This window comes from Acidocella sp. KAb 2-4 (genome assembly GCF_020567705.1).
Lineage (GTDB): Bacteria > Pseudomonadota > Alphaproteobacteria > Acetobacterales > Acetobacteraceae > Acidocella.
Genome location: NZ_JAJDJU010000006.1, coordinates 23,761 through 39,119, shown reverse-complemented (window position 1 = coordinate 39,119; position 15,359 = coordinate 23,761). Strand labels below are relative to the sequence as shown.

Annotated in this window: 15 protein-coding genes; 11 read left to right on the top strand and 4 right to left on the bottom strand. The window is 62.3% G+C overall.

Features of this window, described 5'->3' with window-relative positions; all coding sequences use genetic code 11:
• The first annotated feature begins 50 nt into the window (after window positions 1-50).
• Window positions 51-392: a 2Fe-2S iron-sulfur cluster-binding protein gene (locus LI953_RS06005; protein ID WP_227075134.1), complete on the top strand. Its 342-nt coding sequence runs from the start codon at window positions 51-53 to the stop codon at window positions 390-392.
• Here LI953_RS06005 and LI953_RS06000 read toward each other — a convergent pair.
• Window positions 343-1,167, bottom strand: a complete 825-nt coding sequence (locus LI953_RS06000) for a TIM barrel protein (protein WP_227075133.1) — start codon at window positions 1,165-1,167, stop codon at window positions 343-345. The genes LI953_RS06005 and LI953_RS06000 overlap by 50 nt on opposite strands.
• Window positions 1,168-1,390: 223 nt before the next feature.
• On the opposite strand from LI953_RS06000, the gene LI953_RS05995 reads away from it, so the two are divergent.
• The 8 genes from LI953_RS05995 to LI953_RS05960 are packed head-to-tail and all read left to right on the top strand — an operon-like array spanning window position 1,391 to window position 8,237.
• Window positions 1,391-2,293: an enoyl-CoA hydratase gene (locus tag LI953_RS05995; RefSeq protein ID WP_227075132.1), complete on the top strand. Its 903-nt coding sequence runs from the start codon at window positions 1,391-1,393 to the stop codon at window positions 2,291-2,293.
• Window positions 2,293-3,375 (top strand): nitronate monooxygenase family protein, encoded by a 1,083-nt coding sequence (locus LI953_RS05990; protein ID WP_227075131.1) that lies wholly within the window; start codon window positions 2,293-2,295, stop codon window positions 3,373-3,375. The genes LI953_RS05995 and LI953_RS05990 overlap by 1 nt, the downstream gene beginning before the upstream one ends.
• A gap of 17 nt (window positions 3,376-3,392) precedes the next feature.
• Window positions 3,393-4,145, top strand: coding sequence for an enoyl-CoA hydratase family protein (locus LI953_RS05985; protein WP_227075130.1), 753 nt, complete (start codon window positions 3,393-3,395; stop codon window positions 4,143-4,145).
• A gap of 11 nt (window positions 4,146-4,156) precedes the next feature.
• On the top strand, window positions 4,157-5,308 hold the full coding sequence (locus LI953_RS05980) for an acetyl-CoA C-acetyltransferase (protein ID WP_227075129.1): 1,152 nt from the start codon (window positions 4,157-4,159) through the stop codon (window positions 5,306-5,308).
• A 1-nt stretch (window position 5,309) separates the two neighbouring features.
• A complete protein-coding gene (locus LI953_RS05975) occupies window positions 5,310-5,675 on the top strand; it encodes a nuclear transport factor 2 family protein (RefSeq protein WP_227075128.1) in 366 nt (121 codons plus the stop codon).
• 24 nt (window positions 5,676-5,699) lie between these two features.
• A complete protein-coding gene (locus tag LI953_RS05970) occupies window positions 5,700-6,533 on the top strand; it encodes an alpha/beta fold hydrolase (RefSeq protein ID WP_227075127.1) in 834 nt (277 codons plus the stop codon).
• 39 nt (window positions 6,534-6,572) lie between these two features.
• Window positions 6,573-7,439 carry a CoA transferase subunit A gene (locus tag LI953_RS05965; RefSeq protein WP_227075126.1) on the top strand — a complete coding sequence of 289 codons (867 nt, stop codon included), beginning with the start codon at window positions 6,573-6,575 and terminating at the stop codon, window positions 7,437-7,439.
• 12 nt (window positions 7,440-7,451) lie between these two features.
• On the top strand, window positions 7,452-8,237 hold the full coding sequence (locus tag LI953_RS05960; RefSeq protein WP_227075125.1) for a CoA-transferase subunit beta: 786 nt from the start codon (window positions 7,452-7,454) through the stop codon (window positions 8,235-8,237).
• A 56-nt stretch (window positions 8,238-8,293) separates the two neighbouring features.
• Here LI953_RS05960 and metF read toward each other — a convergent pair whose 3' ends face one another.
• Window positions 8,294-9,235, bottom strand: a complete 942-nt coding sequence (gene metF / locus LI953_RS05955) for a methylenetetrahydrofolate reductase [NAD(P)H] (RefSeq protein ID WP_370635768.1) — start codon at window positions 9,233-9,235, stop codon at window positions 8,294-8,296.
• Between the two features lie 248 nt (window positions 9,236-9,483).
• On the opposite strand from metF, the gene LI953_RS05950 reads away from it, so the two are divergent.
• The gene (locus tag LI953_RS05950) at window positions 9,484-10,383 is read left to right on the top strand and encodes a LysR family transcriptional regulator (RefSeq protein ID WP_227075123.1); all 900 of its coding nucleotides are present in this window, start codon (window positions 9,484-9,486) and stop codon (window positions 10,381-10,383) included.
• 151 nt (window positions 10,384-10,534) lie between these two features.
• A complete protein-coding gene (locus LI953_RS05945) occupies window positions 10,535-11,932 on the top strand; it encodes an SRPBCC family protein (protein WP_227075122.1) in 1,398 nt (465 codons plus the stop codon).
• Here the strand turns inward: LI953_RS05945 and LI953_RS05940 are convergent.
• Together LI953_RS05940 and LI953_RS05935 are read right to left on the bottom strand one after the other, a co-directional pair.
• On the bottom strand, window positions 11,927-13,588 hold the full coding sequence (locus tag LI953_RS05940) for an FAD-binding protein (protein ID WP_227075121.1): 1,662 nt from the start codon (window positions 13,586-13,588) through the stop codon (window positions 11,927-11,929). The two genes, LI953_RS05945 and LI953_RS05940, sit on opposite strands and share 6 nt — an antisense overlap.
• Window positions 13,585-15,297 (bottom strand): FAD-dependent oxidoreductase, encoded by a 1,713-nt coding sequence (locus LI953_RS05935; protein WP_227075120.1) that lies wholly within the window; start codon window positions 15,295-15,297, stop codon window positions 13,585-13,587. Before LI953_RS05935 ends, LI953_RS05940 begins: the two co-directional genes overlap by 4 nt.
• Between the last annotated feature and the right edge of the window lie 62 nt (window positions 15,298-15,359).

The window sequence follows — 15,359 nt, the reverse complement described above, 5'->3', positions numbered from 1 at the left end:
GCGCCGCCGCGCCGCTCTCCCTCTGCGGATGCGGTGGTTGATTGAAACATATGCATGAAGGGACGGGATATAAGGTGGGCGTGCTGTCGATTACCAATCGGGAGGGGGAGACCTCTCAAGTTGAAATTCAACCGGGCAAGAGCCTGATGCGGCTGCTGCGGGATCATGGTTTCGACGAGTTGCAGGCGGTTTGCGGCGGCAGCTGCTCCTGCGCGACGTGCCATGTTTATGTCGGCGGCCCGGCCGCGGCAACGCTGGCGCCGATGTCCGAGGATGAGGATGAGCTACTGTCGTCTTCGACCCATCGGACGGATGGCTCGCGTCTGTCTTGCCAGATTCAGGTTACCGAGGCGCTGGCGGGGCTAGAGGTGAGGATCGCGCCCGAGGACTGAGCGCAAGACTTTGGGCCGTTGCGTGAAGGGCCCGGCGGGCCCGGTCCAGCTGGGCCTCGCCCGCGAGGATGGCTGGGTTGCGCGGCACCTCCACGCTGGCTGAAAGCCCGGCAGGCAGGGCGGCGGCGAAGCTCGCGAGGTCGAACTGACCTTCGCCGGGGAGTAATCGGTGGGCGGATGCCTCTTCAGCGGGGTCAAGGTCTGGTCCCGGTAAGGTGGCATCGCAAAACTGTGCGTAGTGGAGATATGCCGAGGGCGCCGCGCGCAATTCGTCGAAGCTGCCGCCAGAGCGCATCAGATGCAGCAGATCGATATTCACGCCAGCCACGGCGGGGCGGCCCAGTTTCGTCACTAACGCCAGTGCGGCGGTGAATGAACCGATTTGTGAAGGGGGATAGAATTCCACCGCGACGCGGAGGCCGTGATCTTCCGCCAGGGCGCTGAACGCGGCGAACTGATCGAACCGCCGTGCCGGATCGCGATCATAAAGGAGCAGGTTGACGGCTTTCGCGCCGAGCCACGCGGCGGTCTCCAAGGCGGGCAGGAAATCAGCCGCTTCGTTATGTCTGCTGAGTGTGAACGGATAGGCGAGGTCCAGTTCGATACCAGAGGCTTGCATCCGGGCTTTGGTGTCGCGCGCCATGGCGGTGCGGCCGCGTAGATGGAAAGCTGGCATCAGCGGCAGGGTTGGCATTGACTCCATGAACAGGCAAACGCCGCGATAGCCAGCCTCGGCGGCCAGTTCCACCAATTGCGGGGGCGTGGCGTCCACCACGGTCAGATGATCAAGGGCGAGCCTTGGGGCGGGTTGATCAGCGCGACGGGGCGGTATGGCGGGTATCCTGGTCTTGGTAATGGTAATTTATGTTGCCAATAAATGCGCAAAGTGTAAATGTGAATAGGTATAAATTGAATTTACGTTGTTAATGATGCATGTATATTACGCGAAAATCCTTTTTGGTGGGTTTTTTGCGGGGTGGACGCCAGGGTGGGATAAAATGGAATTGAATAATCTTGTCGAGCCGAAGGAGGTGGAGATCACCTACGAAACCGACGCGCCCGTCCGCTATGAGACGGATGGGCCGATCGCGTACGTGATCATGGACCGGCCGAAATACAACAACGCGCAGAACAGCCAGATGACCTACGCGCTGGATGCGGCTTTCCGGCGGGCGGTGGATGATGACGCCATCGCCGTGATCGTGCTGAAGGGGGCGGGCAGGCATTTTTCCGCCGGGCATGACATCGGCACGCCAGGGCGCGATCTGCACAAGGAGTTTGACCGCAAGCTGCTTTATCCGGGCCACACCAACAAGCCGGGGGCGGAGCTGCTTTATACGCGTGAGCAGGAGGTTTATCTGGGCATGTGCCGCCGCTGGCGGGATATGCCCAAGCCGACCATCGCCGCCGTGCAAGGCGCTTGCGTCGCCGGAGGGCTGATGCTCGCTTGGGTGTGCGATTTCATCGTTGCCACCGACGATGCGTTTTTCCAGGACCCGGTCAACCGCATGGGGATTCCGGGGGTCGAATATTCGGCGCATGGATTTGAATTGCCACCGCGTGTGGCGAAGGAATTCATCATGCTTGGCGAGCGCATGAGCGCCGAGCGCGCCCATAATTTCGGCATGGTCAACCGGCTCTCGACGCGTGAAAAGTTGGATGAGGATGTGAAGGCGATGGCGATGGAGCTGGCGAGCCGGCCGCGCCTGGGCAATTGGCTGACCAAGCAGGCGCTGAATCTGGTGGAGGATCTGCGCGGCAAACGTTCGGCGATGGACGCGCATTTCCATATGCATCATTTCGCTCATGCGCAGAGTGATCTTGTCTCCTCCAACAGCCTTGGCGGCATGGATGCGAAATCCATGGCGGCCGCCAACAAGAAGCAGGCGGGCGGGGCGTGATGGGGGATCCGCTGCATACGGTGATGGTGGAGCGGCTGGGCTGCCGCTGGCCGATCATCCAGACGGCGATGGGCTGGATCGCGGAGCCCGCGCTGGTGATAGGCAGTTGCAATGCGGGGGCGTTTGGGTTTCTGGGCGCCGCGGTGATGACGCCGGATGAGGCGCGGGAGAAGATTCTCGCCGTGCGCCGGGGGACTGATAAGCCGTTTGGTGTGAATTTCCATTCGTTCCAGCCTGGCGCGGAAGAGATCGTGGAGCTGATCCTTGCCAACAAGGCCCAGGTGCGCGCGGTCAGTTTCGGGCGTGGACCAAATGCGAAGATGATCGGCCGCTTCAAGGATGCGGGTATTTTGTGCATCCCGACTGTGGGCGCCGTGAAGCACGCGCAGAAAATGGCTGAGCTGGGCGTGGACATGGTGAATGTGCAGGGTGGCGAGGGGGGCGGGCATACTGGTGCGGTGCCCACTACCGTGCTGTTGCCGCAAGTTCTGGACGCGGTGAAAATTCCCGTGATCGCCAGTGGCGGTTTTGCCGATGGGCGCGGGCTGGCGGCGGCGCTGGCTTACGGCGCGGTGGGCATCGCCATGGGGACGCGGTTTTTGCTGACGCAGGAAAGCCCGGTGCCAGCGCATGTGAAGGCGGCTTATCTCAAGGCGGGAACGGGTGATATCATTGTCACCACAAAGCTGGATGGTATTCCGCAGCGCATGGTGCGCACCAAGGCGCTGGACCGGATTGAGCGGTCTGGGACGCTGGGGTTATGGCTGCGGGCGCTGGAGGCGGGTAACGCCATGCGTCGGCAAACCGGGCAGAGCTGGTTACAAATGTTCAAAGCCGCGCGCAACATGGTGGGGCATGGCGAGGTGCCGCTGAACCAGGCGATGCTGGCGGCGTCGATGCCGATGATGATCCAAAAGGCTGTGGTGGAGGGTGACCTGGAGCATGGCGTGATGGCGACCGGTGTGGTTGGCGGGCGGATCGAGGATATTCCCACCTGCCAGGACCTCGTGGACCGGATCGTGGCCGAGGCGCGTGGACGGATCGCGGCGCTCACCGGTCAATCTAATTGTGCCGCGGCCTAACGAAGACGGAGTCTGTCATGCCGATCAACTATAACATTCACGGCCATATCGCGGAGATCGTCATGGATCATCCGCCGGTTAACGCGCTGGATACCGAGGGGTGGGCCGCGCTGCCGGGGCTGTTCAACCGTGCCAGTGCTGACGACAACATACGATGCGTGCTGATCCGCGCCGAGGGCCGCGGCTTCTGCGGTGGTGTCGATATTAAAGAGATGCAGGTGCATCCGGAGCGGATCGTGGAGCTCAACCGGAGCAATTATCTCACGTTCAAGGCCATCCGTGATTGCGCGGTGCCGGTGGTGGGGGCGTTGCATGGGTTTGTAATTGGCGGTGGCGTGAACATGGCGGGCGCCTGCGATGCGTTGATCGCGGCCGAGGGGGCTTATATCTCGCTTCCCGAAATTGATCGCGGCGCGATGGGCGGGGCGGCGGCCATGACGCGGATGCTGCCGGTGCAGAAAATGCGCGCTAATTTCTTCACAGGCGGCCGCGTGCCAGTGGAAGATCTGTGGCGCCACGGCTCGGTGGAAAAGATCGTGCCACTGGATAACCTGAAAGCGGAAGCTCTTGCATTTTGCGGGGTGATTGCGGCTAAGAGCCGCGCCGCGCTGGTCATCGCCAAGCAGGCGCTTAACCTGATCGAGCCGGTGAATCCGGTGGAGCGTTATCGGATTGAGCAGGGCTTCACACTCGAAATGTATATGCACGAGGACAGCCAGAAGGCGCGCGATGCATTTGTCCAACATAAAGGCCAGATGGCCAAGTTTTGAAGAGAGCGAAAATGGCCGAAGCCTATATTATCGATGCTGTGCGGACCCCGGTGGGGCGCAAGAAAGGGTCGCTGGCCGGGGTGCATCCGGCGGATCTTGGCGCGTTGCCGATCAAGGCGCTCATCGCGCGCACGGGCATCGATCCCGCGGCGGTGGATGATGTAATCTGGGGCTGCACCGATACGATCGGGGCGCAGGCTGGCGATGTCGGCCGTACGGCGTGGCTCGTGGCCGGGTTGCCGGAGGAGGTGCCAGGTGTGACGGTGGACCGGCAATGCGGTTCATCACAGCAGGCGGTGCATTTTGCGGCGCAAGCCGTGATGAGCGGTACTCAGGATCTTGTGGTCGCCGGTGGCAGCCAGGCGATGAACCAGATTCCCATTATGGCCGCGATGTTTGCAGGGAAGGCCTATGGATTTGATAGCCCGTTTCTCTCTTCTCCGGGCTGGCTGGCGCGCTATGGCGATGAAGAGGTGGACCAGATTAAATCCGCGGAGATGATCGCCCGGAAATGGAACATCTCGCGCGAGGCAATGGAGAGGTTCGCACTGACGTCGCATCAGCGTGCGCAGATGGCGATCGACAATGGCTGGTTCGATCGGGAGATTGCGGCTGTCGGCGAATTCGCGCGTGACGAAACCGTGCGGCCGAGCTCGACGCTTGAAGGTTTGGCGGCGCTGAAGCCTGTGCGTGAAGATGGTTTCGTGACGGCGGGCATCGCGAGCCAGAATTGCGATGCGGCCGCATGCTTGCTCATCGCCAGCGAGAACGCGGTGAAGGCGCATAAGTTGAAGCCCAGGGCGCGCATTCATCATATGTCGGTGCGTGCTGATCATCCGGTTTGGATGCTTACTGGCCCGATTCCGGCAACACGCTACGCGCTGCAGAAGGCGGGAATGAAGGTGGAGGATATCGACCTGTTTGAGTGCAATGAGGCATTTGCCTCGGTGCCGATGGCCTGGATGCAGGAGCTTGGCGTGCCGCATGAAAAAGTGAATGTGCAAGGTGGCGCCATTGCGCTCGGCCACCCGATCGGCGCCACCGGCGCGAGGTTGATGACCACGCTGTTGCACGCCTTGGAGCGCACGGGCGGCCGCTACGGTCTGCAAACGATGTGCGAAGGCGGCGGCCAGGCGAATGTTACGATCATCGAGAGGCTTTGATATGCCTGACCCGAAAATCATGCAGCAGGCGGTGCACACCTATATTTCAGCGTTCCGCGATAAGGATCTTGATGCAATCGTGAAATTGTTCGCGTCGGAGGCGACGGTTGAGGACCCTGTGGGAACGCCAAAGCACGACGGGCTGGCCGCGATCCGGGAGTTCTACGCAAAATCCATAGAACTTGGCGCGGTTCTGGAGCAGCAGGGCGCAACAAGGGTTGGTGCGGAATATGCCGCCTTTGCTTTTGAGGCACGTATTCCAGGCATGGGGCACGTCGACGTAATTGATACGTTCCGGTTCAATGAGGACGGAAAAATTATTGAGATGCGCGCTTTTTTCGGTCCTGATAATTTTAGGACGATCTGACGGTAGCCTAAGAAATGCAAACAAATGCGGGAAGTGAAGAAATTGTCTGACATCGTATCAAAGAAATACGCCGTATCGGGTGGTTATGAGATTAATATAGACGAGGCTGGCACTGGTTCGGCCGTTGTGTTTATTCATGGCAGTGGTCCTGGCGCCAGCGGCGCATCAAATTTTAAGCGTAATTACGAGGCGTTTGTTGCCGCCGGATATAAGGTTCTGTTGCCGGATCTGATTGGATACGGAAAGTCGTCGATGCCGATCGGGATCGATTACACACTGGAGCTGTTTTCCGATACGTTATTCGAGGCCTTGGCACAGGCGGGGGTAAAGAAGGCGACGCTGGTCGGTAATTCGCTTGGCGGGGGGATCGCCATTCAGATCGCTCTTGATCACCCGGATTTTGTTGAGAAGCTGATTCTGATGTCTCCTGGATGCGTTGAGCCGCTGGACGTCTATTTCGCCATGCCGGGCATCGCCAAAATGAAGAGTGATTTTGGCAGTCCAGATTTTACCATTGCCGATCAGCGCCGGCTGGTTTGCAATCTGATGTTTGAGGCTGAGAAATTTGTCACGGATGAATTGGTGGCGGAGCGGTTCGAAGTGGCTCGGCGCCAGCCCAAGGATGTAATCGCACGTATGCGTACGCCGAATCTGCAGCCACGGCTTGGTGAATTGAAAATGCCGATTCTCGGTTTTTGGGGCGCTCAGGATCAGTTTTTGCCGGCGAGCGGCGCGCGCTATTTCCTGGAACAGTGCGCAGATGCTCGCTTCATGACATTCAATAAAGTCGGGCACTGGGTTCAGGTGGAACGGGCGGCTGAGTTCAACGCCTATTCGATCGCATTTTTGAAGGGATAACGCAAATATATGGTACAAGCAACAAAGCTTGATAAGCGCATGACAATTGACGAGATTGTCGGCAAGTTGCGCGATGGGATGACGATCGGGATTGGCGGCTGGGCGACGCGGCGCAAGCCGATGGCGCTGATCCGTGCGATTGCGCGCTCCAGCCTCAAGGACCTCACGATCGTTTCGTATGGCGGGCCGGATGTTGGCATCCTGGCGGCGGCAGGCAAGATCAAGAAGCTGGTTTTTGCGTTTGTCAGTCTCGATCATTATCCGCTGGAGCCGCATTTTCGCAATGCGCGCCAAGCGGGGGCGTTCTCGGTGCTGGAGCTGGATGAGGGATTGATGCATTGGGGGCTGCGCGCCGCCGCCATGCGCCTGCCGTTTTTGCCCACACGTGTTGGATTCGGCACAGATATCGTAAATCAGCCGGAACTGTCGAAACGAGTTGAAAGCCCATTTGAGGATGGCGAAGAGTTTGTGGCTATGCCCGCCCTTAAGCTTGATGTGGCGCTGTTGCATGTGCATCGGGCGGATCAACGCGGTAACGTGCTGACGCTGTCGCCGGATCCGTTTTTTGATGAGCTGTTTTCCCGTGCCGCTGATGCGACCTACGTGACGGCGGAGCAAGTGGTGCCGACGGCGGCGCTCGATATGCGGAATAATTTTCGCTACAATCTGGTAGAGCGCGCGATGATCAATGGTGTGGCCGAGGCGAGGTTTGGCGCGCATCCGACGTCGGCGGCGCCAGATTATCATCTGGATCTGAAGCATCTTAAACTATATGCGGATAGCGCGGCTTCCGCAGAGGCGTGGGCGGCTTATCGCCAGACATTTTTGGATGTGGACGATGCGGCCTATCTCGCGGCGGCTGGCGGGCCGGACGCCATTTTAGCGCTATCTAAGCCCATATATTGAAGCGAGTACGATATGAGTGAAATCTCCTGTTCCCTGGCGGAATTGATTATTGTAGCGGCGGCGGAGGCCTGGCGTCATGATGGCGAGATCATGGGGACGGGTATTGGCCCGCTTCCGCGTATCGCGGTGAGCTTGGCGAAGCAGACCTTCAATCCGGCGCTGGCGATTACCGATGGTGAGTGTTGGTATACGACGCAGCCTTTGCCGGTTGGTGGTAATGTCGATGACGTAGAGGTCGAGGGGTGGTCGCCCTATGATCGCGTGTTTTCCGGGTTGTGGGGAGGGAAGCGCCACGCGATGGTCGCGCCGGTTCAGATGGATCGGTTTGGACAGTCGAATATCTCGGTGATCGGGGATCATGCCAAGCCGAAAGCCGCGATGTTGGGCGCGCGCGGGTTTCCTGGAAACTCGATCCATCATCCCAATAGTTTCTTCTTTCCGGCGCATAACACGCGGGCTTTTGTGTCCGGCGAGGTGGATTATGTCTGTTCGGCGGGCTTCAACCCGCAGCGTTATCCGGGAGGACGGATTCCGTCGGAGCTCAAGATACCCCTCGTCGTGACAAATCTGGCGGTGCTGGATTTTGGCGGCAAGGGAAATGCGATGCGGGTGAGGTCGCTGCATCCGGGAGTGAGTTTTGAGGAGGTGCAGGATAATACGGGCTTCCCGCTGGAACGCCCGGAGCATATTCCGACCACGCCGCTGCCGAATGCGGAGCAACTGGCACTGATCGCGGCTCTTGATCCCAAGGGCGTGCGCAAGACGGTGATCAAGGGGGATCCGCCGGCGCAGCGTTGAGCGTGAAAATGGCCTTGGCGGGGTTTGCGGGAGTGTTCAGGAGGGGGGAGGCGGATTCACCGATCCGCCAAGCCGCCCTTGGGGCGCACGCCGAGAATATGGGCAATCGCGTAAGTCAGGTCGGGGCGGTTGAGGGTGTAGAAATGAAACTCGTCCACCCCGTTGGCCTGTAGCGTGCGCACTTGCTCGGCCGCGACGATGCTGGCGACGATGCGCCGTATCTCGGGGTCGTTTTCGGTGCCCTCGAACAGATGCCCCAGCCAGGCGGGCACGCTGGTGCCGCATAGCGCCGAGAACCGCGCGGCCTGTTCGTAGTTTGAGACCGGCATGATGCCCGGCACGATGGGCGCGGTGATGCCGGCGGCCAAGGCGCGGTCGAGGAAGCGCAGATAGGTTGAGGTGTCGAAGAAATACTGGGTGATGGCGCGCGTCGCGCCGGAATCCAGCTTGCGCTTGAGATTGTCGAGATCGGCTTGCGCGCTCATGGCCGATGGATGGGTTTCGGGATAGGCGGCGACGGAGATTTCGAAATCCGCAATCCGGCGCAGGCCCGCCACCAGATCGCTGGCATAATCATAGCCGCCCGGATGCGGGGCGTAAGCGCTCCCCGCCGGTGCATCGCCGCGCAGCGCCACGATATGGCGCACGCCTGCCGCCCAATAGCCACGGGCCACGGCATCAACCTCGTCGCGCGTGGCGCCGACGCAGGTGAGGTGCGCGGCGGGCACCAGGCTGGTCTCACGCGCGAGGCGCGAGACTGTGGCGTGGGTGCGCGCATGCGTGCTGCCCCCGGCGCCATAGGTGACCGAGACGAAGCGCGGCGCCAGCGGGGTAAGGCGATGGATGCAATGCCATAGCTGCTGCTTTAGCGCCGGCGTTTTGGGCGGGAAGAATTCGAACGACAGGGCAGGTGGCGGCGCGCTCGTGTTCCGCGCGGGCAGCGGGCCGATGCGCTCACCCGCCAGCCAGCGCTGCAAGGTGGGCGCAACCTTGGTCATGTTGCTCATGCGGCCCCCGCGCGCAGGGGGTGGACCGCGGCCTTCGCCGGGATGGTGGGGGCGTGGATGTCATCGCGGCGTGATCCTTGGTGAAGCGCGGCGCCGAGGCGTGGAAAGCTGAGATTTTGCGTGTGGGCCATGACAACACCTGCGCAGGAGAGGAGAACTGACGTGCCTATAGGGCGTTGCGCACATGAGCAAAAGTGATATGATTTCATAAATCAATGAAATTCTGTCATGGATCTCCTGTGCCCATTCTCGACCGCATCCATCTTTCCATCATCAACGAGGTTGAACGCGAAGGCTCTCTCACCGCCGCCGCCGCCAAGCTCAACCTCACGCAATCGGCGCTCAGTCACGCCATTGCTAAGCTGGAGGCGCAGCTTGGCGTGCAAATCTGGCGGCGGGAGGGGCGCAGTCTGGCACCCACCCAGGCGGGTGCGTTTTTGCAGGCGGTCGCCAGCCGGCTGCTGCCGCAATTTGTCCGCGCCGAGGAGCGGCTGACACAATTCGCCAAAGGCGAACGGGGCAAATTGCGCATCGGCATGGAATGCCACCCCTGCTATCAATGGCTGCTGAAAATCATCGCGCCTTATCTGGATGCCTGGCCGCGTGTGGACGTGGATGTGCGCCAGAAATTCCAGTTCGGCGGCATCGGCGCGCTGTTTGGGCACGAGATTGACATGCTCGTCACCCCCGACCCGCTGTTCAAACCGGGCTTAAGCTTCATGCCGGTGTTTGATTATGAGCAGGTGTTGGTGGTGGCGCCGGGGCATAAATTGCGCGGGGCCAAATTCGCGCGGCCCGAGGATTTGATCGACGAAGTGCTCATCACCTATCCCGTGCCCGCCGACCGGCTGGATATTTTCACCCAATTTCTCACGCCCGCCGGCATTGCGCCGCGGCAGCATAAACCCATCGAGACCACCGACATCATGCTCCTGATGGCCGCGCATGGGCGCGGCGTGGCCGCCCTGCCGCGCTGGCTGGTGGAGGAAGCGCGCCCGCGCTTTGATGTGTACCCCGTGCAGCTGGGGCCTGAAGGCGTGGCCAAACAGATTTTTCTGGGTGTGCGCGAGGCCGATGAGGCCGTTGATTATATCCGCGCCTTTATCGCGCTGGCCGCGTCGTATCGTTCGCCCGCCTGATTGAGCGCAGCGGCAAGACCGGGGCATCGGAGTTGGCCGCGCCGCCGCGGCATCTCTAAATGATATGCTAGAATACGAGATTGACTTTCCCGGTTCCCCCCTTATGCTCGCGGAAAATCAGCCCACGAACAGCCAATGAGGGAATGGAGCCATGCCGCAAGCCGCAGACACGCGCACGACACCGGCCTATCGAGACAGCCCGGCGCCACTCTATCAGGATGTCATCAAGAATGACGCGCACCCAGCGCCGCCCGTGGTGACGGAATATTCGGAAACGGCGATCGATTGTTCGCGTGTGCCGCGTTCGCAATATACGAGCCCGGACTTCGCCAGGCTGGAACTGGAACGGATGTGGCCGCGCGTCTGGCAGGTTGCCTGCCGAGAGGAACAGATTCCGGAAGTCGGCGATTGCGTTGTGTATGAAAGCCCCGGCGCGTCTGTGCTCATCGTGCGCAACGCGCCGGACGAGATCAAGGCATTTTACAATAGCTGCCTGCATCGCGGCATGAAGCTGTGCATGCAGGACACGTCGGTACAGAAAATCACCTGTCCCTTCCACGGCTTCACGTGGAATCTCGATGGCAGCCTGGCGCATGTTCCGGCGCGCTGGGATTTCCCGCAGATCGAGGATGCGAAATTCCACTTGCGGGACGTGCGCGTCGGGCGCTGGGGCGGCTTCGTCTTCATCAACCGCGACAAGAACGCGAAACCGCTGGAGGATTATCTCGGCAATCTGCCAGCCCATTTCGCCAGCTGGCCGCGGGATTCGGTGTATCTGGCGAAGATGATCCGCAAGACCATCAACGCCAACTGGAAAACATGCATCGAGGGGTTCGTCGAATCCTACCATCTCAGCGGCATCCACGCGCAGGCGCTTCCCTTCGGCGGCGATTCCAGCACACAATATGATGTCTGGCCCGGCAACGAGAACATCAGCCGCTTCCTGGAGCCCACCGGCGTACAGAGCGACCAGTATCCAAACCGGCTGAACGAGCAACAAGTGCTGGACGCGGCGATCCGCGTGGTCTTTGGGCGTGATGCCGAGGTGCCGGAACTGCCCGAGGGCGTTCGCGCCCGCACCTTTCTGGCCGAGGCGACGCGCCAGGCGATGAGCGCCGCCGATGGGCGCGACTACAGCCAGCTTTCGGATGCGGAGGCCGCCGATGCCATGCAGTATTCGGTCTTCCCCAATTTCATTCTGTTCCGGTCTCTGACCTACCCCTACGCCTACCGCTTCACCCCGGTGCGCGATAACCCCAACCAAGCCGTCTTCGATTTCTTCATCTTCCGCCCCAAGCCGGCGGATGGCTCTCCCCTGCCGGAGACCGAACTGGTCGAGCTTGGCCCGGAGGACAGCTATAGCGGCTCCGGCGCCCTGCCGCCATGGCTGGGGCAAATCTACGACCAGGACAGCACCGGGTTGGCGATGTGCCAGGAAGGCCTGCGCGATGGCGGCGATGCCGACGTGATCTATTCCAGCTACCAGGAGGTGCGCATCCGCCACCTGCACCAAACGTTGGCCCGCTACGTCGCGATGCCGCCGCTATAGGCTCTTTTCGGCGTCCTTCTCGGCTGCCGCGCGTGCGGCCCGGCGGCCGGAGAAGAGGGTATCGGCAATCGACATGCCGCTGAAATACGCGCTGGAGCAAACCCCCAACGCGGTGCGCCCGGCGGCATAGAGGCCCGGGATTGCCCGGCCATCCTTGCCCAGCACAGCACCGCTGTCTTCGGCGACGCGCAGGCCCCCCAGCGTAAAGGCCGAGGTGGCGCCGAACCGGTTATGCACAGAGACATCGATGGCATAGAGCGGCCCGGCGGCAATGGCGGCGGTGTTCGTCGCCTGCTTACCCTGCGGATCAGGCGCGCCTTGCGCCTGCGCGGCGTTATAGGCGGCGATGCTGGCCTCCAGCCCGGCGGCATCCCCCCCGCAGCGCCTCGCCAATGCCCGCGCCGTGCCGGCGCGGCGGGTGCCGCCGAGCAGGATGTTGATCAGCACGGGCAAGCCCCAGAGCAGGAAGCGCCCGCGCCCCAACAGCAGCACATCCTTCACGCCGCGCCAGAACATCCTGGCGTCCAGCACCAGCCAGGCGGAGCCGCCCGGCTGGCGGGCGATCGCTTGTCCGGCATCGCCGATATACGCATCTTCATTGATGAAGCGCCGCCCCTCCCGGTTCACCAGGATGCCGCGCAGAAACGCCTCCGGCGGAGACAGAGAACGGCCGACGAAGACACTCTCCATCAGCGCCGCCTCGCCGCCCGCGGACAGCCCGAGTTCGATCCCGCTGCCATCGCAGCCCATGCTGCCCATGCGCATCAGCGCGTTGTAGGAGGCGGCGAGCTCAGGCCGGTGCTGGGCCAGCAGAGCGAGATTGAAGATGAACCCGCCAGCGCATAGCACCACACCCTTGCGGGCGCGCACGCGCAATGGGCGCGCGCCGGCCTCGCGCTCGAACCGGGCGCAGGCGGCAATCGCCCGCTCCGCGCGTTTGCCGTTTAGCGGGATGTAGGGGTTGACCCTGGCATACAGCTTGCGGTGCATAGGTTGGGCTGCCTCAGGGAGCTGATCCGCCTCGACGCCGAGAACATTCCCCGCCGCATCCATGATCAGCCTTCGCACCGGGGCGTGGGGAATCACGCGCGCCCCCAGGCGCAATGCCGCCTCGCGCAGCCGGGCGTAATACGTAGAGCCAGTAAACCCCTTGCCCACGGCGCGGTGCCCGCGCGGGGCCGGTTTGGCCTTGGCGGCGCGCTGCGGGTTTTTTTCATTGCCGCTGTAGTAAAGGAACTTGCCTTCGGGCGGGTAGGTGATCTTGCCGGTGTAAAGCGTGCTGGCATAGGGCACGCCATGGGCCGCGGTCCAGGCCAGGTTCGCCGCGCTGTCACGGCAGAAGCGCTCCAGCGTCGCGGAGCTCACCGGCACGCCCTCCTGCGCCAGATATTTGGCCATCTCCTCCGGGTTGTCCTCGCACCCCGCCTCGTGCTGCTGCGCCGTGCCGCCCGCATAGACGATCCCGCCGGAATACGCGGTCGCGCCGCCGCCATCGAACCGGTCCAGCGCGATGACGCTGGCGCCGCGCTCCAGCCCCTCCAGCGCCGCCGCCACGCCGGCACCGCCAAAGCCGACGATGACGATATCCGCCTCCGCATCCCAGTCCAGCGCCTGCGCCGAGGCCAGCCGCAACGGCGCGCCGATGCCGGGCGTCACGGCGCGGCTCCCGCCGCGGCAAGCTGCGAGAGCCCCGCCATGTGCTTGGCCGCCAGGTAGCCAAACACCATGGCCGGGCCGATCGTGGCGCCAGGGCCGGGATAGGTGGGGATCACCGCCGCCGTGCAATTGCCCGTGGCATACAGCCCGGCAACTGGCGTGCCATCCGGGCGCAGCACCTCTCCGTTCGTGCCGGTCACCAGCCCGCCCTGGGTGCCGATATCGCCCGGATGCAGCTTCATCGCGTAGAACGGCGCTTCGGTGATGGGCGCCAGATTGGGGTTCGGCTTGATCTCCGGGTCGCCGTAATGGCGGTCATAGGCGGTGTCGCCACGGCCGAACTCCAGATCCTTGCCGGTCTTCGCGTACTCATTCATGCGCGCGACGGTTTGCGCGAGCCCCGCCGGGTCGATCCCCATCCGTCTCGCCAGCCCCTCGATGCTGCGGTCCCTGGCAATGAAACCTTCGGTGAACCAGCTTTTCGGGAAGGTCCAATCAGGGCGCATCCGCGCGGTGAGGAGCGGGCCGATGATATAATCGCGCCGGTATCGCGCATCGAAGATCAGGAAAGCCGGGACGCAGGGGTTTTCCTCGGTATGCGCTTCGTAGAGACGGTCGACCAGTGTTTGGTAATTCTGTGATTCATTGAGGAAGCGCCGCCCGGCGCGGTTGACGAGGCAGCAGCCGGGCAATGCCTTCTCGATGATCACTAGGCGCGGGCGCGGCTCGCCGGGAACATTGCAGGTCATGTTCCACCAGCCTTTGTTCAACAGGCTCGTCGCGGCACCGAGATTTTGGCCCTGCGTCAGGGCATCGCCCGTATTCGTTGGCACGCCCGCACTCCAGGCCTCGTTGGTCGGCTTCGGCAAGTACCGCTCGCGCAACGCCTGGTTATGTTCGAAGCCGCCAGCGGCCAGCACCACGCCGCGCCGGCTGCGCACAATGATCTCACGCCCCTCATGGCACACCACCGCGCCGGTCACGCGGCCATTCTCGTGCAAGAGTTCGAGCATCGGCGCATTGCGCCACATGCGCACGCCGCGCTGCTGCAGCGACAGATACAGCGCCGCCGCCCCCGCGCCGCCGACTTTGCGGTACCGGTCGTAACGCGAGCGCAGGCGCCAGGGAATGTCCACCACGTAGCGCAGCAGCAGCCGCGCCACCATTTTCTGCCAGCCCTTCAGCCGCACCTGGATGGTGTTGCCCTCGGTCAGCGTCATCGGGATGCGCCCGAACATGTACCAGAGCTGATGGCTGTGGCTGACGATCTCGTTATCCCCGCCCAGGCGCGCGGCGTTGAACGGCGCCGGCTCCAGCGCGCGGTGGCCGAGCTTCGCGCCGGGAATATGCGAGTGGTAGTCGGGGTACATGCCGAGCGAGACATAACGGGCTGCGGTGTTGTCCTCGAGAAAATCGATCATCTCGGGCCCGGCCCGCAGATAGGCGTCCAGCATGTCATCGCGGCGGATCTCGTCGGGGATCGTGCGCTTTAGGTAATCATGCGCCTCGGCCAGGGAATCCTGCTGCCCGGCGGCGATGGCGTGGCGGTTGTGGGGGATCCAGATGACACCGCCGGACAGCGCGCTGGTGCCGCCGAATTTGGCTGCCTTTTCGATCACCAGCACCTCGCCGCAGCCCAGATCATGCGCGGTGACGGCGGATGTCATGCCGCCAATGCCGGACCCGACCACCAGCACGTCAACCGTCATTTCATCCTGGACCGGGGCCTGTGTTTGACCGGCTGAAGCCGTTGCCTGCATCATCGTTCCCC

Coding starts and splice junctions, on each gene's coding strand:
- LI953_RS06005 (WP_227075134.1), top strand. CDS start 51: ATGCATGAAGGGACGGGATATAAGGTGGGCGTGCTGTCGATTACCAAT.
- LI953_RS05995 (WP_227075132.1), top strand. CDS start 1,391: ATGGAATTGAATAATCTTGTCGAGCCGAAGGAGGTGGAGATCACCTAC.
- LI953_RS05990 (WP_227075131.1), top strand. CDS start 2,293: ATGGGGGATCCGCTGCATACGGTGATGGTGGAGCGGCTGGGCTGCCGC.
- LI953_RS05985 (WP_227075130.1), top strand. CDS start 3,393: ATGCCGATCAACTATAACATTCACGGCCATATCGCGGAGATCGTCATG.
- LI953_RS05980 (WP_227075129.1), top strand. CDS start 4,157: ATGGCCGAAGCCTATATTATCGATGCTGTGCGGACCCCGGTGGGGCGC.
- LI953_RS05975 (WP_227075128.1), top strand. CDS start 5,310: ATGCCTGACCCGAAAATCATGCAGCAGGCGGTGCACACCTATATTTCA.
- LI953_RS05970 (WP_227075127.1), top strand. CDS start 5,700: ATGCGGGAAGTGAAGAAATTGTCTGACATCGTATCAAAGAAATACGCC.
- LI953_RS05965 (WP_227075126.1), top strand. CDS start 6,573: ATGACAATTGACGAGATTGTCGGCAAGTTGCGCGATGGGATGACGATC.
- LI953_RS05960 (WP_227075125.1), top strand. CDS start 7,452: ATGAGTGAAATCTCCTGTTCCCTGGCGGAATTGATTATTGTAGCGGCG.
- metF (WP_370635768.1), bottom strand. CDS start 9,235: ATGACCAAGGTTGCGCCCACCTTGCAGCGCTGGCTGGCGGGTGAGCGC.
- LI953_RS05945 (WP_227075122.1), top strand. CDS start 10,535: ATGCCGCAAGCCGCAGACACGCGCACGACACCGGCCTATCGAGACAGC.
- LI953_RS05935 (WP_227075120.1), bottom strand. CDS start 15,297: ATGACGGTTGACGTGCTGGTGGTCGGGTCCGGCATTGGCGGCATGACA.